At 68.0% G+C, this 23,133-nt stretch carries 20 protein-coding genes; 10 read left to right on the top strand and 10 right to left on the bottom strand.

Annotated features, from left to right (window positions below; genetic code table 11):
* The 5 genes from VHB92_RS08245 to VHB92_RS08265 all read left to right on the top strand — a co-directional run.
* A partial coding sequence (locus VHB92_RS08245; protein ID WP_325453197.1) for a glycosyltransferase family 2 protein occupies window positions 1-867 on the top strand: 867 nt, incomplete at its 5' end.
* Between the two features lie 44 nt (window positions 868-911).
* A complete protein-coding gene (locus VHB92_RS08250) occupies window positions 912-1,892 on the top strand; it encodes a glycosyltransferase family 4 protein (protein ID WP_325453199.1) in 981 nt (326 codons plus the stop codon).
* Window positions 1,889-5,428 carry a glycosyltransferase gene (locus VHB92_RS08255; RefSeq protein ID WP_325453201.1) on the top strand — a complete coding sequence of 1,180 codons (3,540 nt, stop codon included), beginning with the start codon at window positions 1,889-1,891 and terminating at the stop codon, window positions 5,426-5,428. Before VHB92_RS08250 ends, VHB92_RS08255 begins: the two co-directional genes overlap by 4 nt.
* Window positions 5,429-5,437: 9 nt before the next feature.
* A complete protein-coding gene (locus tag VHB92_RS08260; protein WP_325453203.1) occupies window positions 5,438-6,166 on the top strand; it encodes a class I SAM-dependent methyltransferase in 729 nt (242 codons plus the stop codon).
* A 34-nt stretch (window positions 6,167-6,200) separates the two neighbouring features.
* Window positions 6,201-7,100: a class I SAM-dependent methyltransferase gene (locus VHB92_RS08265; protein WP_325453206.1), complete on the top strand. Its 900-nt coding sequence runs from the start codon at window positions 6,201-6,203 to the stop codon at window positions 7,098-7,100.
* Here VHB92_RS08265 and VHB92_RS08270 read toward each other — a convergent pair.
* Window positions 7,093-8,148 (bottom strand): glycosyltransferase, encoded by a 1,056-nt coding sequence (locus tag VHB92_RS08270; protein ID WP_325453208.1) that lies wholly within the window; start codon window positions 8,146-8,148, stop codon window positions 7,093-7,095. The two genes, VHB92_RS08265 and VHB92_RS08270, sit on opposite strands and share 8 nt — an antisense overlap.
* A gap of 133 nt (window positions 8,149-8,281) precedes the next feature.
* Between VHB92_RS08270 and VHB92_RS08275 the strand changes: the two genes are divergently transcribed.
* Both VHB92_RS08275 and VHB92_RS08280 read left to right on the top strand, forming a co-directional pair.
* Window positions 8,282-9,382 carry a glycoside hydrolase family 99-like domain-containing protein gene (locus VHB92_RS08275; protein ID WP_325453210.1) on the top strand — a complete coding sequence of 367 codons (1,101 nt, stop codon included), beginning with the start codon at window positions 8,282-8,284 and terminating at the stop codon, window positions 9,380-9,382.
* A complete protein-coding gene (locus VHB92_RS08280) occupies window positions 9,379-10,971 on the top strand; it encodes a lipopolysaccharide biosynthesis protein (RefSeq protein ID WP_325453211.1) in 1,593 nt (530 codons plus the stop codon). Before VHB92_RS08275 ends, VHB92_RS08280 begins: the two co-directional genes overlap by 4 nt.
* On the opposite strand, the gene VHB92_RS08285 is transcribed toward VHB92_RS08280, so the two are convergent.
* Window positions 10,946-11,959 carry a glycosyltransferase family 1 protein gene (locus tag VHB92_RS08285; protein ID WP_325453237.1) on the bottom strand — a complete coding sequence of 338 codons (1,014 nt, stop codon included), beginning with the start codon at window positions 11,957-11,959 and terminating at the stop codon, window positions 10,946-10,948. The genes VHB92_RS08280 and VHB92_RS08285 overlap by 26 nt on opposite strands.
* Before the next feature lie 191 nt (window positions 11,960-12,150).
* On the opposite strand from VHB92_RS08285, the gene VHB92_RS08290 reads away from it, so the two are divergent.
* On the top strand, window positions 12,151-13,248 hold the full coding sequence (locus VHB92_RS08290) for a glycosyltransferase family 4 protein (protein ID WP_325453213.1): 1,098 nt from the start codon (window positions 12,151-12,153) through the stop codon (window positions 13,246-13,248).
* On the opposite strand, the gene VHB92_RS08295 is transcribed toward VHB92_RS08290, so the two are convergent.
* Entirely contained in the window at window positions 13,245-14,099 is an 855-nt protein-coding gene (locus tag VHB92_RS08295) for a glycosyltransferase (protein WP_325453215.1), read from the bottom strand. The genes VHB92_RS08290 and VHB92_RS08295 overlap by 4 nt on opposite strands.
* Window positions 14,100-14,342: 243 nt before the next feature.
* Between VHB92_RS08295 and VHB92_RS08300 the strand changes: the two genes are divergently transcribed.
* Together VHB92_RS08300 and VHB92_RS08305 are read left to right on the top strand one after the other, a co-directional pair.
* Window positions 14,343-15,035: an FkbM family methyltransferase gene (locus VHB92_RS08300; RefSeq protein ID WP_325453217.1), complete on the top strand. Its 693-nt coding sequence runs from the start codon at window positions 14,343-14,345 to the stop codon at window positions 15,033-15,035.
* Between the two features lie 9 nt (window positions 15,036-15,044).
* Window positions 15,045-15,755, top strand: a complete 711-nt coding sequence (locus VHB92_RS08305; protein WP_325453219.1) for a class I SAM-dependent methyltransferase — start codon at window positions 15,045-15,047, stop codon at window positions 15,753-15,755.
* A 122-nt stretch (window positions 15,756-15,877) separates the two neighbouring features.
* Here VHB92_RS08305 and VHB92_RS08310 read toward each other — a convergent pair whose 3' ends face one another.
* From VHB92_RS08310 to VHB92_RS08340, 7 genes are all read right to left on the bottom strand, one after another.
* Window positions 15,878-16,906 carry a glycosyltransferase family 2 protein gene (locus VHB92_RS08310; RefSeq protein WP_325453221.1) on the bottom strand — a complete coding sequence of 343 codons (1,029 nt, stop codon included), beginning with the start codon at window positions 16,904-16,906 and terminating at the stop codon, window positions 15,878-15,880.
* Entirely contained in the window at window positions 16,840-17,589 is a 750-nt protein-coding gene (locus tag VHB92_RS08315; RefSeq protein ID WP_325453223.1) for a class I SAM-dependent methyltransferase, read from the bottom strand. Before VHB92_RS08315 ends, VHB92_RS08310 begins: the two co-directional genes overlap by 67 nt.
* Window positions 17,590-17,655: 66 nt before the next feature.
* Window positions 17,656-18,456 carry an ABC transporter permease gene (locus VHB92_RS08320; protein WP_325453226.1) on the bottom strand — a complete coding sequence of 267 codons (801 nt, stop codon included), beginning with the start codon at window positions 18,454-18,456 and terminating at the stop codon, window positions 17,656-17,658.
* Window positions 18,453-19,214, bottom strand: a complete 762-nt coding sequence (locus VHB92_RS08325) for an ABC transporter ATP-binding protein (protein WP_325453228.1) — start codon at window positions 19,212-19,214, stop codon at window positions 18,453-18,455. Before VHB92_RS08325 ends, VHB92_RS08320 begins: the two co-directional genes overlap by 4 nt.
* Complete coding sequence (locus tag VHB92_RS08330) at window positions 19,195-20,268, bottom strand: thioesterase domain-containing protein (RefSeq protein ID WP_325453230.1); 1,074 nt, start codon at window positions 20,266-20,268, stop codon at window positions 19,195-19,197. Before VHB92_RS08330 ends, VHB92_RS08325 begins: the two co-directional genes overlap by 20 nt.
* Before the next feature lie 19 nt (window positions 20,269-20,287).
* Window positions 20,288-22,888 (bottom strand): AMP-binding protein, encoded by a 2,601-nt coding sequence (locus VHB92_RS08335; protein ID WP_325453232.1) that lies wholly within the window; start codon window positions 22,886-22,888, stop codon window positions 20,288-20,290.
* A 61-nt stretch (window positions 22,889-22,949) separates the two neighbouring features.
* Window positions 22,950-23,133 (bottom strand): hypothetical protein (locus tag VHB92_RS08340; RefSeq protein ID WP_325453234.1); only part of this gene is annotated, 184 nt, incomplete at its 5' end.

The raw sequence follows: 23,133 nt of genomic DNA on the forward strand, positions 1-23,133 counted from the left end.
TACCGTTCCCAAGTGGCCCGCGCCGAACCCTCCTCGGAGGGACCTCTGGTGATCATCGTGGCCTATCACGGCGACGACGACCTCCGGGGGTGCCTGGCCACGCTCGGAGGGTCTGCCCGCGTCGTCGTGGTCGACAACGCACCCGGTGGCGGTGCGGCGGCCATCGCAGCCGACGCGGGCTCAGGATATCTGGCGAGCCCCTCCAACATCGGGTTTTCGGCCGCCGTGAACGCGGCCCTCACCCGATCGTGGGACGGCATGTCCGACGTCCTCCTCCTCAACCCCGATGCGCGGGTCACACCATCCCAGGTCAGCGTGCTCGTCGCCCGTCTGCACGCGGACCGCTGCACGGCGGCAGTGGCTCCGCGCTTGACCGGCACGGACGGCAGCGCCCAGCGCGTCTCCTGGCCGGTCCCGTCACCCGCGCAGGTCTGGGCGGAGGCCCTCGGCGGCGCGCGCCTCTGGCACGGGCCCGAGTTCCTCATCGGGGCGGTGCTGCTGCTGCGCGGCGAGGCGCTCGCGGCCGTCGGCCCCTTCGACGAGCGCTACTTCCTCTACGCCGAAGAGGCCGACTGGCAGCTGCGCGCGCAGCGGGCCGGGTGGACCGTCGGCGTCGTCGACGACGTCATCGCAACGCATGCGGGCGCGAGGAGCAGCAGTGACCCGGCGGCCCGGGAAAGACACTTCCACCGAAGTGCCGCGGCGTTCGCGCGCCGATGGTACGGACCGCTGGGGTGGCAGATCATGCGCGGCGGCTCCATCATCGCGGCCGGGCGACGGCTCATCACGAGCGACCCGATCCGGCGCGCAGAAGCGAGCCGGACGCTGCGGACCTACGTGCGGCGCGCGGACGGCGAGCCACGTTGAGCGGCCACGTGGTCCACGTAGTTCGCTCCGACTCCTTCGCAGGCGTGGAGCGCTACATCGCCGACACCGCGAGCGAACAAGCCCGCCGCGGCTGGCAGGTCACCGTCGTCGGTGGCGCTCCCGACCGGATGCGGTCGGAGCTCGCGGCAGGAGTGCAGGTCCGACCGGCACGAACGACGACCGATGTGGTGCGCCAGCTCCGAGGAATCTCAGGCGCGGATGTCCTGCACGGCCACATGACCGCAGCGGAGCTGCCCGCCGTGCTCTTCAAGAAACGGCTGGGCAGTCGGCTCGTCGTGACTCGACACTTCGCAAAGAGGCGCGGCTCCTCAGTGCTGGGCCGTTGCGCCGCACCGCTGATCCGGGCCCGGATCGACCAGCAGATCTCGATCAGCGAGTTCGTCGCCGCATCGATCGGAGAACCCAGTCTCGTCATCCTCAACGGCACGGCTCGTCGCTCTCTCACGCGGGGCAGCGAACGAACTGACAGCGTGCTGGTCATGCAGCGGCTCGAGACCGAGAAGGACACCGCGACCGCTGTGCGGGCCTTCGCTCGATCGCACCTTCCGGAGCTGGGCTGGCAATTGGATGTCTGTGGACGCGGTTCCGAAGAGGGCGACCTGCGCCATTTGGTGAGCAGTCTCGAGATCGGCCAATCGGTCAGGTTCCACGGGTTTGTCAACGACGTGTACGAGCGCCTCTCCCGCGCGAGCCTGTTCCTGGCGACCGCGCCGGCGGAGCCGTTCGGCCTCGCTGTGGTGGAAGCCATGGCGGTGGGAACGCCAGTCATCGCGACGTCATCCGGCGCCCATCCCGAAACGCTCGGGGAGGCGGGTGCGTTCTTCCCCCCGGGTGACGTCGATGCCGCCGCCGAGCAGCTCACCGGCCTGGGGACGGACGTCGCCCGGCGCCAAACGCTCGGAGCTCAGCTGCGGAAGAGGCAGCGCGCGATGCTCTCCATCGAGCACCATGTCGATCAGCTCGACGCCGTGTACGCCGGCCGCTCGAAAGCCACAGCCACATGACCGGGCTGCGGGTGCTACGGATCTATCACGCGGGGCGCGATGCTGCACAGCTAGAACGTGAAGCAGCGCTGATTCGCGCGGGCATCGACGTGACGCTCGTCATCCCGGACGCCTGGCCCGGATCCCCGCTCGACGACGTCGCAGCATCGGCGCCGTGCCCGATCGTCGCGCTGCCGGTCCGGAGACCCGGCGATGTCAACCGACACAGCTATCGCGAACCACGACGGATCGCCGCGCTCCTCGACGAGCTCCGTCCTGACATCGTCGACGTCCACGAAGAGCCCTTCAGCAGCGTCATGCATCAGGTCCTCGGGCTCATGCCCCGCGACCGGACGGTGGTCGCGTACGCCGCTCAGAACCTCGACAAGCGCTTCCCGCCGCCGTTCGCGCAGTACGAGAGGCAAGCGCTGCGGCGCTTGCAAGGCATCTACCCGTGCAGTCGTCAGGCCGCAAGCGTGGTCGTCGGCAAGGGCTTCGACGGCGCGCTCGCGGTGCTGCCGCTGCCTCCGCATCCTTCGATCACCCCTGGTGAACAGTCGCTGGCCGATCCTGAGCTCCGCCTGGTGATCGCCGGTCGGCTGGTCCCGGAGAAGGGCGTACGCGCTGCAGTGCACGCGCTCGCCGAGGTGCGACGCCATCGCCGCGCTCGCCTGATGATCGTCGGAACAGGACCGGAGGCGGGCCCGGCGCGCTCTCTCGCGGCCGACCTCGGCGTGGCCGATGCGGTCGACATCGTCGACTGGGTCAGCGCCGCCGAGATGGCCGCCATCTACCGCGCTGCGCATGTCGTCATGGTGCCGAGCACCGCGACGTCGACATGGGTCGAGCAGTTCGGCCGTGTCGTCGTGGAGGCGAACGCGGCCGGCGCCCCCGTGGTCGCCTACGCGAGCGGGTCCCTGCCCGAGGTCGTGGGCGATGCCGGAGTTCTCGTGCCGGAAGGTGATCAGGAAGAGCTCGCCCGCGCGTCAGTCGAACTGGTGTCGTCTTCGCAGCGGTGGTCGGCCCTCCGCGATGCCGGTCTCGCCCGGGCCCGCGAGTGCACGTGGGATGCGGTCGCTCGCGGGCAGGTGACGCTCTATGAACAAGCCCTCGCCTACAGGCACGACCGCCGCCCACTGCGGCCCCACCGTTACGAAGCAGTCGAGCTCTACGGGCACCCGGCCCGCACGACCGGGGCCGACCGACCGTTCGCGGTTCCGCTGTTGCGGGAAGACACGCCAGTCAGCCGTGCTGCAGCCGGGGCGCTTGACCGCCTCGGCCGCAAGGAGGCCGGGTCGGCCGAGCGACGCCCGCTCCGCGTCGTCTACGTCGATCACACCGCTCAGCTGTCCGGCGGGGAGCTCGCACTCACGCGACTCCTCGAGGCCCTACCCGATGTGGAGCCCTACGTCCTCCTCGCCGAAGACGGCCCGCTGGTGGAGCTGCTGCGGGCAAGATCCGTGCCGACCGAGGTCATCGCCCTCTCACCCTCCGCACGCGACGTGCGTCGCGGGGAAGCAACGCTGCGGATCGGCTCCTTGGGAGGCGTCCTCCATGCGGCGGCCTACACCTTCCAGCTCACGCGGCGGCTCCGGCAGCTGAAAGCCGACCTCGTCCACACCAACTCCTTGAAGGCGGGGTACTACGGCAGCGCTGCCGCGTACCTCGCACGAACACCGGTCCTGTGGCACGTTCGCGATCGCATCGCGCCCGACTACCTCCCGCGAACCGCTGTCTGGACCACCCGCGCTGCTCTCGGTCTCTGGCCTACTGCCATCGTCTGCAACTCCCGCGCAACGCAAGCAACGATCGGAGCACACGCCCGCCCGTCAACCGTCATCGGAAGCCCTGTGCACCCCGACATGCAGGATGCCCAACGCGAGGACCGGCACGGCCGCCGCGACGAACCGCTTGTGATCGGCATGGTCGGACGGATCGCCCGCTGGAAGGGACAGCACGTCGCCATCTCCGCGCTGGCTCACGGGTTCCCGAACGGCGGCGCCGAGCTCCGCCTCATCGGAGACGCGCTGTTCGACGAGGCGCCTTACCTCGACGAGCTCAAACGGCAGGTCGCGGATCTTGCGCTCGACGACCGGGTCCACTTCCTCGGTTTCCGCGACGACGTCGCACAGCAGCTGCGCGAGCTGGACGTGCTCGTGCACGCGTCCACAACTCCTGAGCCCTTCGGACAGGTCATCGTCGAGGGGATGGCGGCCGGGCTGCCGGTCGTGGCCTCCCGCGCGGGTGGGCCGATCGAGATCATCGACGGCGACGTTGACGGCGTGCTCGTGCCCGCCGGCGACGACCTGGCGTTGGCAGCAGCCTTGCGGGAGCTCGCCGATGATCCCGAGAAGCGATCGCGCCTCGGCGCCGCTGCGGCTGTCAGCGCTCACAGATACGACGCGCCGACCGTCGGGCGCGCGATGCGGCGCCTTTACGACGACACCCTCGAGGTCGGCAAGCGCGACGCCACCTCACGAGCGCACCGGCATGCGGAGCTGCCGACGCTGCACCTGAACGCGCTCTCGCTGCGGCCGGACGGCGCCGGGGTGGCCACCTACATCAGGGAGCTGCTAGCAGCCCTCCCTCCGCCGGTCCGGAACCAGGTGGCTGTGCTCGTGCAGTCCGACGCGCTCGACGACGTCCCGGCCGGCTTCGGCCTTCGCGCGGCTCCGCCCCACAGCGGGGCGCGGCGGGCGCTGACCGGCATGTTGAGCGGCTCCCCCACCGCGATGCATGGCCTCGACGTGGACCTTCCGCTCAAAGCCTCAGGGCCACTCCTCTCAACCGTGCACGACCTCTCAGTGTTCGACGTGCCGTGGACGTTCTCCGCCGCCCGTGCGCGCGGTGAGCAGCTGCTCGTCACCCACGCTTTGAAGCGAGCCGATCACGTCTTCGCGGTGAGCAGCTTCACCGCTGAACGGGTCTGGTCGCGCTTCCGACGAGAGTGCACGGTGACGCCGCTGGCTGCCCCGTCGGACATGCGCCCCCCCACGGACGAGCAGGTGCGCGACGCGCGCGAGACCTACGCGTTGCCGAATTCCTACGTCCTCGCGGTCGGCTCGCTCGAGCCTCGGAAAGGACTCGTTCGACTGGCGTCGATCACCCGGGAGCTTGGGGTTCCCTTGGTGGTGGTCGGCCACGCCCTCACGAGCGAAGCACCCGCAGGCAAGGGCGTCCACTACCTCGGCTACGTTCCCCGGTCGGTCCTCCCGGCGCTCTACGCGGGGGCGACGGTCGTCGCCTACGCCTCGACCTACGAAGGTTTCGGGCTGCCCCCGGTGGAGGCCCTGGCATGCGGTGCGGCCGTCGTCTCGACCGCCGTCGGAGATCTGCGGTCGCTGTTGCCCGACGCAGCTGTGTGGGCGTCTCCGCACGCAACGGCCAGCCTCCGGACGGCGTTGCGCTCGGTGTTGACCGACGAGGACCTGCGTACCGAGCTCACGGCGAATGCGGTCGAGCGCGTGAGCGCACTTTCGTGGAGCGCGACCGCATCGACGACAGCAGAGGTGTGGGCGCGCTACGGGTGCATACGACTTGCGCACGAGCGTGTCTAGGCTGGCGCAATGCCTGTGACGGTCACCGACTATGCGCGTGCCTTGCGAAGCACGCTCGGCCGACGGTCGCTCAAGGACGCTGCGCGCGGGCCGTTGGAACGGCATGCCACCGCGTTGATCGGCGCGTTGCCCGCCGTCGACCTCAGCCGGCTCACAGGCGCCGTGACGTTCGACGCCCGAGTGCTGCCGGTCGACGCCCGCCACGCATGGAGCTTGCACGCGCCGGACCAGCTCGTGCTGCAGGCGATCATCGCCGGCCGGTCTGTGCGCACGGCCTTCGAGATCGGCACGTTCAACGGTGGCACCACCCGCCTCATCGCCGAAGCGCTGCCGGAAGACGGGCGCATCTGGACGCTCGATCTGCCTCCGCAATCGTTCGACGACACCCAGAAGCCACAAGGCTTCCAGGGGAGCCAGGTGGGCGCGGCCTACCGAGGTTCGCCCGCTGAGGCCAAGATCGAGCAGATCCTCGCCGATTCGGCAACGTTCGACCCCACCCCCTACACGGGTCGGTGTGATCTGGTCCTGGTCGACGGTGCCCACGACTACGAGCACGGTGTCGCCGACACCATCACCGCGTTCGAGCTGGTGGCCCCGGGCGGGCTCATCCTCTGGGACGACTTCCAGCCCTACTGGCACGGCCTGATCAGGGGAATCATCGAGGCCGCGGGCGCACGACGCCCTCGGCGCCTCGCCGGCACCTCCCTGGGGGTATGGACGGCAGAGCTGGACGGTTGAGCACCACGATGTCGAAACCGCGGATACTTCCGAGGTGAGCTCACAGGAGGCCCCGCTGGCCGAGGTTCTCATCAGTGCCGACGAGCTCGCACATCGACCTTCTCTCGAGACGCGCGTCGCGTTGCAGAACGCCGCCCCCCTCGACACGTTGGGCATCCGATCCAGTCGCCTGCGTGACGACACAGTCCTGGGATGGCTCCATCACGCCGCGGCTGCGGGGGACAGCGCGGTGCTCGACGTCGGATGTGCGTTCGGCAACCTCTTGTTCATGCTGAACGCGAAGCTCGGCAAGGCGCAGACGCGCCGGCTCCTCGGCATAGACATCAACGAGGAGCAGCTCGAGTTCGCCCGCGCGTTCGCCGCATCAGTACCGGGCTACCAGAACTGTCACTTCGAGAACGCCGACCTGGAGCAGCCGCTCCCCTTCGACGACGCGACGTTCGACGCGATATGCGCCATGGACGTGATCGAGCACCTGCCCGACCCCCCTGCCGTGCTTCGCGAGCTGCATCGGGTGCTCAAGCCCGGAGGGACGGTCGTCATCACCACGCCCTCCGAGGGCTCACTGTTCAAACGATTCGCGACGAGCGCGAACCGCCTCTCGCGTGGGCGGGTGGGCCGCGCCTACTACAGCGGCAAGGATCAGACCGAGGTCGATGAGCACGGCCACGCCGTCATGCTCGTCGAGGCGGGTCACGACCACATCTCCGAGATGTCGCCCGCCCAGCTCCTGGATCTGGCAACCAGCAGTGGCTTCGAGATCTCCGAGATCAAGCCTCTGACCGTCATGAGCGGATCGGCGTGGTTCGACAGGCACGCGGCCCTGCTCGCCGGGCTGATCGCGCTCGAGGCGGTGCATGCCAGGCTGCAGAGGCTGAGCTGGGCGCACGCCGTCGCAGTGCGCTTGGTCAAGACCGGCGACGACGTCAGATGAGCTCCAGCGCATGCGCAAACTGACGAGCGCGGGCGTCCCACGACCATTCGTCGGGCACCGCTCGGCGCCAGGTACGGACGTCCGATGCCAGGCTCGCAAGGACGGCGCCCAAGAACTCGTCGCGTTGGACGATCCTGATGCCGTCACCACTGAGCCGGTCGAATCCACTCGTCGGCGTCGCGACGATCGGCCGACGGCTCGCGAAGTACTCGCGGCTCTTGATCGCGTCGAGGCTGTCGGTGAACGACGAAACCCGGTGCGGCGACACGAGTAGGTCGAGCGACCGCGTGACCTCGGGGACCGAACGCGCGTCGATGGGCCCCCACATCCGCACCTTCGGCTCCCGGAGCAGAAGCGCGCGGCTCTGCTCGTCCAGCGCGTCGGGCCCGATCAGGTGGACGGTGCCGAGCTCTGCGAGCGTGCCGAGCTCCCGGACCAGGCCGATGTCTAGTCGGTCCGCATGCAACGTCCCGACGTAGCCGACGTGCGGAGGATGACCGGGCAAGGTCTGCTCGGTGTCTTGGGCCCACGCGGCGGCGTCTATGCCGTTGGGCACGACGGCCGCTTCCACGCCGTAGCGCTCCGACCAACGCCGCCGAAGCTCCTCGCTGCACACCACGGTCGCCGCCCGGCGGGCAAGCTCGTCCTCCGCGCTGATGAGGCGCCGGCGCGCGCGGGGTGACAGCGTCGACGCGCGCCAGTCGTCCGTCACGTCATACACGGTGCGCACGCCCGACCGCAGCAGGTGCAGCCCGACCGTCGCGTCGTTGACCCAGAGGATGGATGTCCTGGCGACCTCGGAAGCAACCCCACGCGCCGCGAAGCGGAGGCCGCCCGCGCGCTTCGGAAGGACCAGTCGTGGGCGCACGGTCGTCACGCCCCCGAGGGGTCGACCCCGAGTCGATCTTCCCCGGCGGGGAGGTTCGAGGAAGAGCACCTCGCCGGCCAGGTCCTGCTCCCGCAGCGCACGTACGAAGTACTGGTTCCGGCGCCACACGTCGTCCCACGCCTCGAGCGACACGACCGTTACGCCGGGCGCTGTTGGCACCACCGGATCATAGGAACACTCCACGCACGCCGACATCGGCGTCGAGGCGCACTGGACAGACCCGGTCCTCCCAACGGGGCTAGGTTGGAAGACCAGAAGGAGAGCGCGTTTCGGTCGATGCAGTAGGAGAGACATGGCGGACGCGATGCCGAACGCCCACGCCATCGCCTACTACCTGCCGCAGTACCACCCGTTCCCCGAGAACGACGAGCACTGGGGCACAGGCTTCACCGAGTGGGCCAACGTCGTGCGGGCCAAGCGGCTTTTCCCCGGTCACGACCAGCCCCACCTCCCGACCGACCTCGGGTTCTATGACTTGCGCGTCCCCGAGGTTCGAGCGCAGCAGCGCGACCTCGCGCTCGAAGCCGGGATATCGGCGTTCGCGGTCTATCACTACTGGTTCGAAGGGCGGCGCCTCATGCACCGCCCCGTCGACGAGATGTTCGCCGACCCCGTCCATCCAGTGAAGAACCTGTTGTGCTGGGCCAACGGCAGCTGGACGTTGGAGTGGCGCGGGCGTGAGAACGTGACCACCATCGAGCAGACGTACTCCGAGACTGATGACTGGAAGCACTCCGAGCTGCTCGCAGAACGCTTCATCTGCAACGAGCGCTACTTCACCCACGAGGGCCGACCCGTCTTCCTCGTCTACGAGCCGTACGCCCTTCCGGAGCGCGCGCGCATGGTGCGGATCCTGCGTGAGGTGTGCGGCGCCCATGGGGTGGAGCTGTTGGTCGGCGGCTGTGTCGCCTTCAACGACAGCAAGGACGTCCGTGAGCTCGGGCTCGACTTCGAAGTGAGATGGGCGCCCGACTGGATGCTCATCCGCGAGGCGTTCGACCCGCGAGTGCAGCGGATCCTGTCTCTGCAGAGCAGATTCCTCTCCAAGCGTTGGCCACGGTTTCGACACAACGATGCGTTCTCCTACCAACGGGTCATCGACGCGCACCTCGCATCGACGCAGCCGGCCTGGCCGACCTGCGAATCCGCCTTCCCGTCGTGGGACAACACCGCGCGCCGTTCGTTCGGCGACGCAGTCATCGTGACCGACCCGTCACCTGCCGAGTTCACGCGGTGGTTGCGCGCCCTTCGCGACCGACTTCGACCGACTGACCCACCATTCGTGTTCATCAACGCATGGAACGAGTGGGCCGAGGGTTGCCACCTTGAGCCCGACGAGACGTGGGGACATGCGTGGCTCGACGCATGCCGCGAAGTCTTCACAGCGCTGTGAGCACGGACCCGGCGGGCGACGATCCGAGCGGGAGTCGCGGGGAGCCGCTGTCGGCGCGGGAGCTGCAGCACCGTGCCATCAGCGGCTCGCTCTGGACAGCACTTCATGTCGTCGTATCCGTACCGATCGCGTTCGTCGCCAACGCCGTCATCGCTCGCACCCTCGGCGTGACCAAGTACGGCGGACTTGCTTTCGTGACGGCGACCCTCGCTGTTGTCGCCGGCGCCGCGAACCTCGGCGTCACCACCGCCACCATCCAGTTCGGCAGCCAGGCCGAAGCCCAAGGGGATCGCGCCCGCACCGACCGGCTGTTGCGTTCGATGACCGGGTACCAGCTCATGCTCGAGCTGCCCGTCCTGATCGTCGTCATCGCCGCACTGACTCGCCACCACTCGTTGTGGATCCTCGCCATACTGGTCGTCGGCGAGGTGCTCAGCGTCGGCTTCGCGGCAGCTACAGCCACCTTGTCCATCGAGAATCGGGTGGCATCGAGTGCCCGCGTTGCCATCGTGGCCAATGTCTTCATGCAGACGGGATCAGTTGCGGTCGCGACGATCACGCACTCGCCGACCGCGGTGTGGGCGACCCGGATCCTGCTGCTGGGTCTGCAGACGCCATTCTCCTGGATCCTGCTCGACCGCAAGCGCAAGTCGTTGGTCCTCCACCCGCGTTTACCACGGGGCCTAGGGCGCGCGTACTGGCGCTTCGGCTTGTACGCGTGCGGCGCCGGCCTCGTCGGGATGCTCGTGTTCTCGCGGAGCGAGATCTTCATCTTGCGTGCGCTCGACCGAACGCATGCACTGGGAATCTTCGCGCTGGCGTTCGGCATCAGTCAGCAGATCACCGCGCCGGCGGACGCGATGCTCAACGCCCTCATACCCGCCACCGCGGGCCTGCTCTCCCGCTCGCCAGAGATGGCAGCGGGCGCCCTTGCCCGCGCCATCCGTGTTTCGGCGACCGTGGTCGGACTCATCACGGCCACCGCACTGCCGGCCCTTATCTTCGCCATCCCGGCGATCTACGGCCACCAGTACTCGACTGCCGCGTGGGCGCTGCTGCCGCTCGCACTGGTGTCGTGCTTCCAGACCGTCAACAACCCAGTCGGTGCGTTCATGAGTGCGCGCCTGCGCTCCGACCTCGTCCTACGCACGAACCTGGTGGCGCTCGGGACGGACGCGGTTCTTGCCTTCGGCCTCATCCCACCTTTCGGCCTGTGGGGAGCCATCGCGGCGAACGCCGGGGCTCAGCTCGTATCCGTCATCGTCCTGGCGGCCATCGAGGCGCGCCAGTCCAACCTCGGCGTGGCCGGGCTAGTTCGCTGCTTCCTGCCGTTCGCCGTCGGCGTGGCGGCGATGGGTTTGAGTGTCGGCAGCGGCGTCGCTGCGAGGTCCGCTGGAGGGGCGACTGCCGGTGTCGTCTGCTCTGTCCTGGTAGGTGCCCTTGCCTTCACGGTCGGCCTCCGCCTGACCCGGGAAGGCCTGCAAGAATCCGACCGCGCCGCAATTGACCGTGCGTTGTCGGGGCCGTTGCGCCGCCTCGCGAAGCGACCGCTGGACCTGCTGTCTAGCCGGTCGCGCGTCGTCGCGTAGTGCCCTCGGCCACGGCGCGGTAGACGGCTGCGTGACGCGCGCCGCTGTCCTCCCACGTGAAACGGGCGGCCTGGCGGATCCCGGCTGCCACACGTGCGGAACGCTCCGCGGGTCCCTCCGCCAGCAGGCGGCCGATCCCATCGGCGATGCTGTCGACGTCGTATGGGTCGACGAGGAACGCAGCAGCCCCACCCACCTCTGCGCACGCCGTGCCCTGCGACGTGATCACACGTGTCCCGCACGCCTGCGCTTCCGCGATGGGGATGCCGAAGCCCTCGTAGAGACTCGCGAGCAGCAGCCCGTCCGCTGCGCGCATCAGGGCCGGCAGGTCCGCATCGTCTACGAACCCGACGACCGAGATCGCGTCGCCGGCATCCGCGACAGCCTGCGCGACGTCAGGCCGCAACGGGGCGAGCGGACCAGCGAGGACGAGGATGCCCTCGTACCCCGTCGCAGCCTTCGCCCGGCAGAACGCGTCGATGGAGCGGGCTAGGTTCTTGCGGGGCGTCTGGCCGCCGACGCACAGCAGGTAGGGCCGACCTCCGGAAGCTCGAGCGCGCATCGCGATGCCTTGCTGGAGATCCGCTTGAGGTTGGAACCGATGGTGGTCTACTCCGTTGTGGGCGACGTGCACGCGCGACGCGTCTACGCCGAAGGTTGCGCACACCTCCGACTTCGTGAACTCAGAGACGGCGATGACGGCTGCCGCACGACGTAGCAGGGACGCCATGAACGGCGCTGGAGCACCTTCTGCCTGGGGCCATCGCTCAGCGATGAGGTCGTGCACCGTGAGCACGAGGCGTTGCGACGGGACGGCCGGCTCTGCGTCGAGGTGCAGCTGGTGGTACACGTCGTAGGGCCCGACTAACATCTTCATCGATGGCACGCGGAGATGTCGTTGCAAAGGCCGCAGAACACGCGCGGGGAACGGGCTCACGACGGCACGGACGCATCCTTCCGGATCAAGACGATCAGCAGTCGTACGCATCGCATCGCCGAGGCGCCTCGACGTTGCATGGATGACGAGGTCGAGGTAGCGGTGGTGACGGGCAAGGTCCGAGGCGAACCCGTCGAAGTACACGCCCGGACCCGTGAGCTCGAGGCCCAGGGGGAAGGCGCCGATCACGACCCGCACTCATTCATTCTGCGGGACGTCGCAGCTAGCAGATCGCTGGCGCCTTGAGGATCTGGCTGGTTCCCAGTGCTTACGCGCCGCGCACGGGGGGGATCGAGACAGTCACGCGATCCCTCGGCCTGGCGCTCGCTCGGGCCGGTCATGAGATCACCGTGCTCACGCACCAGGACCCCCTCGATGCGCTCCCGTTCGAGCGCTTGGACGGTCTGGACGTGCACCGGCTGCGCTGGGGGATCCCCCGTGCCAATCCGCACCACATCGCCGCCTACCTGCGGGACGTCCGGCGCTCGACTCATGCCCTCCGCGGGCTTCCGGTGCCCGACGTCATCAATGTTCATGGCGCGTCGAACCAGATGATCCCGCTCGGCCGCTTCGCCCGCGCCGCGCGCGTCCCTTTCGTGCTGGCGACCCACGGCGAGGTCGTCGCCGACCCTCGCCAGATGTTCCAACGCAGCACCTTCATGCGGGTCACCCTCCGGCGAACTTGCACATCGGCCAGCGCACTCGTCGCACCGAGTCGATGGACCTGCGAGTCCGCCGGCCGCGTCGCGACAGCGTTTCGCGCCGCCACCGTGATCCCCAACGGGATCGACGCAGACCGGTTCCGCGTCGGTCCCCCGCCCGTCACTCCCACCTTCGCGGCGTACGGACGTCACGAGCACCAGAAAGGGTATGACCTGCTTGTTCGCGCGTGGCCTCTGGTGCGTCGGCAGGTACCCGAGGCACGACTCCTGTTGGCCGGCGCCGGATCCGAGACGGAAAGACTGCGCGCGCTGGCGAGTGACGGCGTCGACTTCCTCGGAGCCCTCAGCGGAAGTGGCGTCCTGGACATTCTCCGTAGCGCACGTGTCGTAGTCGTCCCGAGCCGCGTTGAGGCGTTTGGCATGACTGCGCTGGAAGCCCTCGCGGCCGGCCGCGCGCTCGTCCACTCAGGACGAGGAGGCCTGCCGGAAGCGACCGGCGGCTTGGGGATCGTCGCTGATCCGGAGGACCCTGAAGCGCTCGCCACCGCGATGGTCAACGCACTAGCGCCGGATCCGCCGGACGCTCGCGAGCACCTTCGCGCACTGAGCTGGGACATGATCGCCGCTCGCTACCTCTCGGTGTACGAGCAGATCCTCCCAACACCAACCGTCGCCTAGCTTCGATCGCGGTTTATGAGTCGCTGCCCTACCGCACGCGCGAGAACGCTCGGTCGGTGCGCAGCAACGTAGGCGAGGTTCCGCGAGAGCGTGCCGAGCCGGCGGGACCTGGCTGCCGCGCGGGCGGCGTCGAACGCCTGATGGACGGCGCGCTCGCGAGCCGCAGCGAGGCCACGTGATGCTCGCGGGCTGGGATGACGACGGAGGACGACCTCCGCCTCGTGGAGGGACAGCCTCCAGTCTTGGGTCATCCCTCCGCTGTGGATGCGGTAGTGCGCCAGGACCTCGGGCAGCTTGTCGATCGCGCCGACTCGTGCGATGCGTAGCCAGAGATCCCAGTCCTGCGCCGTCCGCAGGCCCGTGTCGAATAGGCCGACCTGCTCCAGCGCAGCACGACGAACGACCGCCGTGGACACGCACACCCCGTTGCCCCCCAAGAGCTCTTCGTAGGACGTGCTGAACCCCTGATAACCCGGGCCGGTGATCCGGCCGTCAGAGTCGATGATCGCGAAGGCCGTGGAGAGCATGCCGAGACCGGGCTCTCGGGTGAGGCGCGCGACCTGCGAGTCCAGCTTCCCCGGCAGCCAGACGTCGTCTGCGTCGAGGAACGCGATGAGCGGTGCGGTCGTGGCGAGGATGCCGGCGTTGCGGGCCGCGGACAAACCTTGGTTCGTCTGGCGGAGGAGAGTGATCCGGGGATCTCGACCGGCAACCCACGACAGTGGCTCGTGAGAACCGTCGTCGACGACCACCGCCTCCCAGCTCGTGAACGTCTGCGTCACGAGCGAGTCAAGGGCAATCGCCAAGAACGGACCCGGGTTGAAGGCCGGGATCACAACGGACACTGCCACCACCGGACGCAGCCTGCCAGGCTGGACGCTGTGAGTCTGCTCGGTGTCGCCTCTGACCTCGCCCGACGGATGCCACCCAGCCGCACGAAATCACGCGCCGGTCGGATCCTCGCGGCGACCGCCGCGCGGGTAGGAGCTTCGCCCGATGTGACGGTCACCCTTCGAGACGGAACACGCATCATCTTGGATGCGAGATCACGTACCGAGAGCTCGGCGGTCTGGGATGGCGAATACGAGCCCGGAATGGTCGACGTTCTGAGCTTCTGCGTCGACAAGCACGGGTGGGTCGCGGATGTCGGCGCGAACGTAGGCCTCATCACATTGCCTCTCGCGCGACGGATCGCCCACCGTGGCGGCGGGGTGGTCGCATTCGAGCCCATCGAGCGCAATGCCGCCCGCCTCCGGGCGTCTGCCGCTCTGAACGAGGTACGGGTAGAGATGCACGTCCTAGCTCTCGGGGAGGAGGACGACGACGTGACGATCTGGCTGGATCGTCAGCTGGGAGCTGCGACCGGCAACGCTCGGATCGGCCAGCGACAAAGACCTGACGAGGAGCCGGTCACCTGTGCCGTCCGGCGGCTCGACGACCTCCGCATCCGTCCAGTGGATGCGTTGAAGGTCGACGTCGAGGGAACCGAAGTCGCCTTTCTGCGCGGTGCACAGCGCTACCTCGCGACGCATCGGCCAGTGATCCTCGGTGAGTTCAACTCCGAGCTCATGCCGTTGCAGAACACTGACTTCACGGATGTGCCTCCGCTCCTGCCCGACGGCTACCGCATCGCCGCCTTCGTCGCCCAAGGCGTCGTCGAGGTCGCGGCTAAGAAGGGGCTCGGCGACGTTCTGCTTGTGCCGGAGGAGCGATGGCCGGCGGTGATCGAGCGCGTGAACAGTGCTTCCGACGTTGCCTTCGGACAAGAAGGACCAGGTACCGACTAGCGTCGCGATGTGCTTCGGGAGATCCTGCAAAAGCTGCCGGTCGAGCAGCGCCTGCGGCTGCGGTCACACGTACAACGAGTGTGGGCTTTGCCGTACCACAGGGATCTGGATCGGCTCGCTCGCATCTACCGGACCGACAAGGCAAGCACAGAGCACGCGTACACGCGGTACTACCTCCGCCACCTGCCACCCCGTCGCGCCGTACGGTCCGTGCTTGAGATCGGCGTTGGTGGCGTCAACTCGAAGTTCGGATACGCATCCGCGTTCGGAGGACAGTCGCTTCGGATGTGGCGTGATTACTTCCCTCATGCAGAGATCGTCGGTCTCGACATCGAGCGCAAGCGGGTGCCCGGGAATCGCATAACAGTGGTGCAGGGAAGTCAGGACGACCCCCAGCTCCTCGCACGCATCGCACACGAGCACGGCCCGTTCGATGTCGTGATCGACGACGGCAGCCACGTCGCAGCGCACCTCACGGCAAGTCACGCCGCCCTGTTCGAGCATGTCCGTCCGGGCGGCGTGTATGTGATTGAGGACCTCGCGACGGCCTACATTCCCGCCGCTGGCGGTGGCCCGCCCGGCACCGCCGGCACATCCATCGAGCTTCTGAAATCCGCCATAGACGACGTGATGCGCAGCCACTGGGACGCCGCCTCTGACCGTGCGGCAGTGGATGAGGTCCACGTCTACGACGAGATCGCGTTTCTGGTGCGCCACTAGGCGGTATCGCCGCGTCCGCGGTCAGCACGCGCTATTACGTCGCTGACCGTTCGCCCAGACCCGTAGGTCTCATCGCCCATCCACCCGGCATCAGCCGACTGCGCGGGCTCCGATGCCTACATCTAGGGATGTTCGAAGCGGCCGACGGGATCTCTCGGACCGACGCCGATGAAGCGGGCTCCGACAAGCAGCCCCCGGACGAACCCAGCGACGCTCACCGCGGTCCGGACGATCCGTCGATGCAATGCACGACCGTGCCGGAGATTGCCCACGAAGACGTTCCACAGCAGGGTTCGCCACACGGCGCTCGAGAACATGCCCAGGTTCGCGTGGAGGAGCAGAGCGTGGTTGCGCATCGCCCAGTGCGTGTAGCGGAGGTCGAATCGGCGGCCCTTCGCCTGTGGCGCGGCAACGTGCAGCGCGACGGCGCCGCGGACGAACCATGCCTCGGCACCGAGCTTGGTCGCGCGCAAGAAGACATCGGCATCTTCGCGAACGCCGCTCACGCCGGTGAAGTATTCCCGAAACCCGTCGAGGCGCTCGATCAGCGCCCGACGCATCCACATCGTCGCACCGATCCCATGTGCGATCTTCACGTCGGTACCCGGGTCAGCCGCGAAGTTTCCGATCAACTGCCAGTCGCGGGTGATGACCCCGATCTGGTCGAGGCCATGGTCACCCTCACCCTCGATGCCGTTGAGCGTTCGGCAACAGCCGAGCGCCGCTTGAGGGTTGCGATCGGCAAACGCCATCAGCTCCTCGATGTAGGTCGGTTCCGCGAGAGCGTCGTCGTCCAGGAACGCGATGAGATCGCTCTCGATGCGGGGAAGAGCGGCATTGCGGGAGCTGGTCATGTTGCCCGCGCCCCGAGGGTTTCGCACGTACTCAGCGAACGGGAAGTCGCCGGTTACCAGCTCCGTCTCACGATCTTCAGAACCGTCGACGACGATGACCTGATCCGGACGCCGTGTCTGACGATCCAAGTGCTCGAGGTTCGTCCGAAGGGTGGCAGGCCTGCGATACGTCACGATGACGACGGACACCGTGCCCGTTGGCGATTCGCTCGTCGATCTGGCATCGGCGGTCACCGCGCATCTTGCCCGGGCTTGCGCAGGCGGCGGCCGACCGCCTGCCTTGCGGCACCGATCCATGCCCGCGATTCGTCGGCAAGTGACCGCGGCAGGCTGGCGTCGAGCCACCAGCGTGGGTGCACGACGTCCATCGGCGCAGCGACGACGGGAAGCGCCGCGAGCCGCTCGGCGGCATCACCTCGTGCGTATAGGAGCACGTTCTGCCGGTACCACCATGCGATGTCCTCGTTGCCCCAGATCCGAGGGCGGACGACGTCGAAGACGTCGTACCCGTGCGCCCGGAACTTGGCCGCCCACCACGAAGGCCATCGGCAGTTCACGTGATGTTCCCCGCCCTGGCCCGGGATCGCGGCGGAGAACAGGATGGCGTCGCCGTGGCGAGTCAGCGACTCGACGAAGATGTCGGCGCACTCGGCCGGGAGGTGCTCAGCGACCTCGAGCGACATCACGAGGTCGTAGCACCGCTCGAGCTCGACCGGCTGCGCGAGGTCCGCGGCCCGAAAGGCCCGTTCAGGGATGCGCAGCGCCGATCGGTCGACGTAATCGCCGTCGATCCCCTGTATCGCACAGCCGTGGGCAGCCCATTCCGCAAGCCATACGCCAAGCCCACATCCGAAGTCGACCACCGACGCCGGTTCGAGCCAAGTTCGAACCATTCCCGTGATGTGACGCGCTGCGACCACCGCGTTGCTAGCGATGAAGTCATGCGAGTACCCGCCGTCGGACGAGCTCTGCGCGGCCATCGGCCGATCGTGCCATGCGATTGAGTTGGCCTGCGCTGTCGAGGTGCGGCGCAGGGATCTGATTGCCTAGAACTGGGTCAGTGTGCCCCGACGCCGGGCGTGATCGACCGAGCGGTCGAACACGATGAGGGCGAGGGGGAGCGTCACCGCGGCGCAGGCTGTCAGACCGGCAAGCCGGACCAGGTCGAGGTCACCGAGGATGAGGGCGTCGCGTAGAGCATCGACACCCCAGGTGAACGGCAATGCGTTAGCCAACAGCTCCGCCCAGCGAGGGAACAGCGAGACGGGGAAGTACACGCCACCGAGGAGCGCGCAGATGCCGGCGACCATCGCAGCCAGAACCGCCCCCCGCTTGAAGACAACCGTGAAAGCCGCGACCAGGACCCCGACCGCCGCAAACACTGCGAGCAGCACGACGAGCTCGACGAACGCCACGAGGAGTGCCGCGGGCGCACCGGTCAGGTCCGCGCCCGCGAGTGCGCCGATCAGGATCAGCGCAACTGACGCAACCAGCGCCTGGATGAGCTCGTACGCGGCGGCGCCGAGCGCAATCATTCCGGGAGATGTCGCCGTCGCCATCAGCGCCTCGAACGTGCCCATGCCCTGCTCTTCGCGGAGCTTGTTGGCGAACGAGTGCAACGTGGCGAACGTCGCCTGCCACACGGCCATTCCGACGACCACGAACGCGAAGTAGCCGTGGTGCAGGCGCACATCCCGCTGCGGGGCGCGGTCGATCAACTTGCCGGCTTCGAAGACAATGGCCATGAGGAACAACGGCGTCGCCAGACTCAGAGCGAATGGCAGCCGGTACGACCGCGCGGCGTACCAATCGCGGCGGACAAATGCTGCCAGCGCCCCGACCCTCACTGAGAAACCTCGAGCGATCGCATGGCTTCAACCAGTGACTCCGCGCCGATGTCCCTCTCGGTTCGATCCGCGACCTGGACCAGACGTCCCTCCGACATCACGACAACCCGGTCGGCGACGTCAGCCGCCTCATGCGGGTCGTGCGTCACCCACAGCACCGCGCAGCCGCGGTCCACGCGGGCTCGCATCGACGCACGTAGGTCGTTCGCAACCAGTGGGTCGAGGGCTCGGGTCGGCTCGTCCAGGAGCAGCAGCGGCGGATCGAGCACCAGCGCTCGAGCGATGGAGAGGCGGGTGCGCATCCCTGACGAGTACTGATCGAATCGGCGGTCTGCCACGTCGGAGAGCTCGACCTCCTCCAGCAGCTGATCTGCGATCGTGCGGGCAGCCGCTCGGCGCAGCCCACTCAGGCGCGCGAAGAACTCGAGGTTCTGACGACCTGTGAGGCGCCAGTACCAGGAGCGCTCGTCCGACAGGACCAATCCCGACCTCCGCCGGGCCCCTACCGGGTTCTGCACGACGTCGACATCAGCGATCGACACGTGTCCAGCGTCAGGAAGGACGGTTGTGCCCAGGATGCGTATGAGGGTGCTCTTGCCTGCGCCGTTACGACCCATGAGAGCGACGACTTCGCCGCTTCTGATGCACAGATCGACGTCCCGCAGGACCCCGGCTTTGCCGAAGCTCTTACGAACCCCGTTTACGACGAGGACCGGTTGTCTAGCGGCGTTGAGGACGTCAGGCTCGCGGGCGGGCATCGATCGCTGCTCTGAAGATCTCGCCGGCCCGCTTGTGCTCGAAGTAGAGGTGACTGCCTTCCACCACTTCCATGATGGTGCCAGTGCGGCTGTGACCTTCCCACCCGAGCTTGTCGTGCCGGTGCAGAGGGTGCACACGGATGAGGACTATCGGTGCGGCCACCGGCGCGCCGAGCTCGTAGCGGTAGGCGGCGTCCATGAGGTTCCACCCCGACGTCCACTCCCCCTCCCGATATCTGTTCGGAAACGAGGTGCGATGACGGATCTGACGCAGGAACAACTGAGGAACCGTGACACGTCCGCGTCGCAGCTCCTTGAGGAACGACTTCGCGACGTTGCGCAGATGCCACAGAAGCAGGGCCACCGTCATGCGGGCGACGGCGCGCCGTTCGTTCCACGTCGCCTGAGTGAGCTCGCGGCAAGAGCTCCGGACCTGTTTGCTGAGGCGCGCACCGGGTAGTCGCGGTGGGCTTGGCGAATCTCCCATCCCGAGCGCGATCACCGTTCGTCCTCTGGCCTCCAGCTGCTTCGTCATCTCGAAGCCGATGATGCCGCCCATCGAGAATCCGTACAGGATGATCGGTCCGGTCGGTGCGACCTCGCACAGCGCCTCGATGTATGTCGACGCCAACGATTCGATCGACGGCACCCGCGCGATGTCGGCGAAGTGCGGCAAGCGCAATGCATAGGTCGGATGGCCGGCTCCGAAGCCTTCGCAGAACGGATGTGCCCAGATCGCACTGCTGCTCGCGTCAGGCAGCAGGAACACTGGCGGCCGGGTGCCCTCGTCAAGAACAGCTTCGACTGTCGTGTCCCGGTAGTCGGCCAAGCGGAGGTGGAGCTGGCTCGGGGTCGGGGCCCGCAGGAGAAGCGAGGTCGGAAGCTGCCTACCGGTGCGTTGCTCGATGCGGGAGAAGATCTCGCCTGCCTCGGCCGCTCGACCGCCTGAGGCGAAGAAGTCGAGTGCTTCGGTCGCGTCGGCATGGTTGAACACCTCGGCGAAGATGGCGACCAGATCGTCGACCGTGAGCGAGTCGCCGGACGCCGCGCTCACCCGCCTTCTCCCTCCACACTCACGTTCGGGTGGCCTCATCAACCACCTGACCCAGGTGCTGCGCCGCACGGGCGTGGTCGAAGGTGAAGTGGTTGCCGGGGATCGCGATGACCTCGACGCCACTGGTCGTCCAGGCCGCCCAACCGCCATGGTCCTTGTTGTGGGCCGGATCGGCGCGCAACAAGGCGATGGGCGCCGAGATCCGGCTTTCGGGTAGGTAGGAGAACGCCGACTCTGCGAGATGTGTGAGGACTCGTACACGGCGCTCGCGCACGACGTGATCCTCCGCAGTCGCAGGTGTAGCACCGGTGAGGATCGGGTCCTTCTCGAGAGCGGCCCGCAGAAGCGTCGTGCCAGCCCGCGCCTGTCGCTTGAGGAGGTTCAGGGCGATGGAGACCTTCTCGCGGTTGTCGAACAGCTGGAGCTCCCGCCAGCGGCCGCGTGCACGCGCGACGATGCCCGGTCCGAATGACTTCTTCTCGGGCGCGAACGAGTCACCGAGACCGAGGACAGCGACCTCCTTGCCGCCTAGCTCGAGCTGTCGCGTCATCTCGAAGGCGATGAGGCCGCCGAGCGAATGTCCGTACAGCGCGTAGGGCCCTTCGGGCCAGACCTCGCGGAGGTGCTTGATGTAGCCGGCCGCCAGGTCGGGGATCGATTGCGCCAGCAGGTCTTCCGATTCGAACGGCCGCACGGCGAGGATCGGCTGGTCGTCGGGAAGGTAGGCGGAGTATGCGCGGACGTACATGATCTCGCCGTGCCCGTCGTGGACGAAAACGAGTGGCATGCGAGAGCCGGCTTCCTCGATGACGGCGACTTGGCCCCAGCCTCGCTCTGCCAGTGCGCCGGCCAGCGCTTGCGGGGTCGCTGACGTGAAGATGAGTGATGCCGGGGCTTCAATCCCCGTCATCTGCTCGATCCGCACGAAGAGGCGCATCGCCCGCAGCGAGTCCCCTCCGAGCTCAAAGAAATCGTCCTTCGGCGTGACGTCGTCGATGTCGAGCACCGACGCGAAGAGCTTGGTGAGCATCTCGACGAGCGGCTCGTCAGCGCCGATTGATCTCGACGTGCGCTCCGGCTCCGCCCGCGCATGCAGCTCGCTCCGGTCGATCTTGCCACCGCTCATCTGAGGCAGCTCGTCTACGACGATGACTCGATCGGGCAGCGCGTGGCGAGCGACCATGTGCACCAGTGCATCGCGCAGTTGAGCACCGTCGAGCGACGACCCGGTCCGCGGCACGGCGAAGGCGACCAAGCGTGTCTGGCCGGAGCGATCGAGGTACGTCGCCGCGGCGGCCGCTGCTACGTCGTCCAGGCGGCGCAACGCGGACTCGATGTCGCCGAGCTCGACGCGCACGCCACCGATCTGGACCTGCGCGTCGATGCGTCCGAGGTACCTGAGCACGCCGCGCTCGCGAACCGCACGGTCGCCGGTCCGCACGCGCCGGCGGCCGTTCCCCAGGTCGGTGAAGACCCGCGCAGTTTGCTCGGGATCGTTGAGGTAGCCCAGCGCGCAGTAGCCGCTCTCCACAACGACTTCGCCAGGCTCGCCTTCGGCCACCTCACGGCCCGCGGCATCGACGATCCTCACGATCGAGTCACCCACGACTTCCCCGATGGGCAGCGGTCCGGTCCCCAAGCGGCTGTGCGGATTGATGGTGGTCTTGGTGACCGCGACCGTCTCGGTCTGGCCGAACGCGTTGATGACCTGTGAGCCGCGCGGCATCCAGCGACGGAGCAAGGCCACGTCCTCCCACGCGACGGACTCGCCGAACAGCCACACGCGGCGTAGGTGGGGAAGGGGAAAGTCCTCCGCACCGTCGGCCGCCATGTGCCGGACGACCGTCGGCACCAGGGTCGCGGCTTCGATGTCGGCATCTCGCAGCCACGTGCGGAAGGGAGCGAGGCCGGCAACGCGGACGTCGAAGAGGTGAAGCGAGGCGCCGCAGCTCACGGACACATGGAACATCAGCTCCGACGGCCCTACGGACCCCGCGCTCAGCATGGCGACCCGCCGCCCCGGTCGGAGGTCGAGGCCCTCACCCAGGATCTGCGCGAGCGCCTGACGCATGGCCGGAGGGATGAGGATGCCCTTAGGAGCACCGGTGGATCCAGAGGTGAACACAACTCCAGCGATGGACGCCCCCGCCGCATGCACCGGGGAGACGTCTTCGCTCTCAGCGGGTCGTCGCACGGCGAGTGCAAGCACTGGTCGTCCGAGCTCGGCCTCTGCGTCGGCAGGCACAGAGTCGGTCAGCACGAGCGTCATCTCAGTGGCGTCGACCATCGAGATCAGGAGCTCGGGCGGCGCTGTCGGGTCGAGCGGGACCGATGTCCGGCCGGCACGGGCCACGGCCAGCGTTGCGATCGCGTAGTCGACGCCGTCGTTGAATCGCAGCCCGACGAAGGAGTCCGCCGGGCACCGGTCCACTACGAGCAGAGCCGTCGCGTCGACGGCCCGGTCAAGCTCCCGATAGGTGAGCGATGCGGTGCCGAGCACTATTGCGACGCGGTCGGGCGCACGAGAAGCGAAGTCCCGCAGCGCATCAGCCGCGTGAGGGAGTGTCCGGTCGACAGGGGCGGCGTCGGAGCACATCCCGAGAAACGTACCCACGGTCATGGCCGGAGGCGCGCTTGTTGCGCGCACATCTGCATCGATAGTGCCGTCGGCGTCTTGGCGTTTAGTCCGCGAGCAGGTGCCCCGCCGCCTCGGCGGCCTCGCCACGGGTCCCCTCGATGCCGGTGGCCCGCTCAGCGAGAGCGCCGAGCGCGGTCAGCGCGCGCGCAGGGTCGCGGCGCACGCTGACGCAGTTGTCGATGAGCGCCATCGTCAGGGCGGCGGCGGTGAGCGGCGCGGTCTGCCAG

This window comes from Humibacter sp. (genome assembly GCF_035547335.1).
In the GTDB taxonomy this organism is placed as follows: Bacteria; Actinomycetota; Actinomycetes; order Actinomycetales; family Microbacteriaceae; genus Humibacter.

What these genes read in the sequence shown, in the direction of transcription:
- VHB92_RS08260 (WP_325453203.1), top strand. Translation starts at nt 5,438, where the DNA reads ATGCCTGTGACGGTCACCGACTATGCGCGTGCCTTGCGAAGCACGCTC.
- VHB92_RS08315 (WP_325453223.1), bottom strand. Translation starts at nt 17,589, where the DNA reads ATGGCCGCGCAGAGCTCGTCCGACGGCGGGTACTCGCATGACTTCATC.
- VHB92_RS08325 (WP_325453228.1), bottom strand. Translation starts at nt 19,214, where the DNA reads ATGCCCGCCCGCGAGCCTGACGTCCTCAACGCCGCTAGACAACCGGTC.
- VHB92_RS08300 (WP_325453217.1), top strand. Translation starts at nt 14,343, where the DNA reads ATGGTCGACGTTCTGAGCTTCTGCGTCGACAAGCACGGGTGGGTCGCG.
- VHB92_RS08310 (WP_325453221.1), bottom strand. Translation starts at nt 16,906, where the DNA reads ATGGATCGGTGCCGCAAGGCAGGCGGTCGGCCGCCGCCTGCGCAAGCC.
- VHB92_RS08335 (WP_325453232.1), bottom strand. Translation starts at nt 22,888, where the DNA reads ATGACCGTGGGTACGTTTCTCGGGATGTGCTCCGACGCCGCCCCTGTC.
- VHB92_RS08275 (WP_325453210.1), top strand. Translation starts at nt 8,282, where the DNA reads ATGGCGGACGCGATGCCGAACGCCCACGCCATCGCCTACTACCTGCCG.
- VHB92_RS08285 (WP_325453237.1), bottom strand. Translation starts at nt 11,959, where the DNA reads ATGCGTACGACTGCTGATCGTCTTGATCCGGAAGGATGCGTCCGTGCC.
- VHB92_RS08255 (WP_325453201.1), top strand. Translation starts at nt 1,889, where the DNA reads ATGACCGGGCTGCGGGTGCTACGGATCTATCACGCGGGGCGCGATGCT.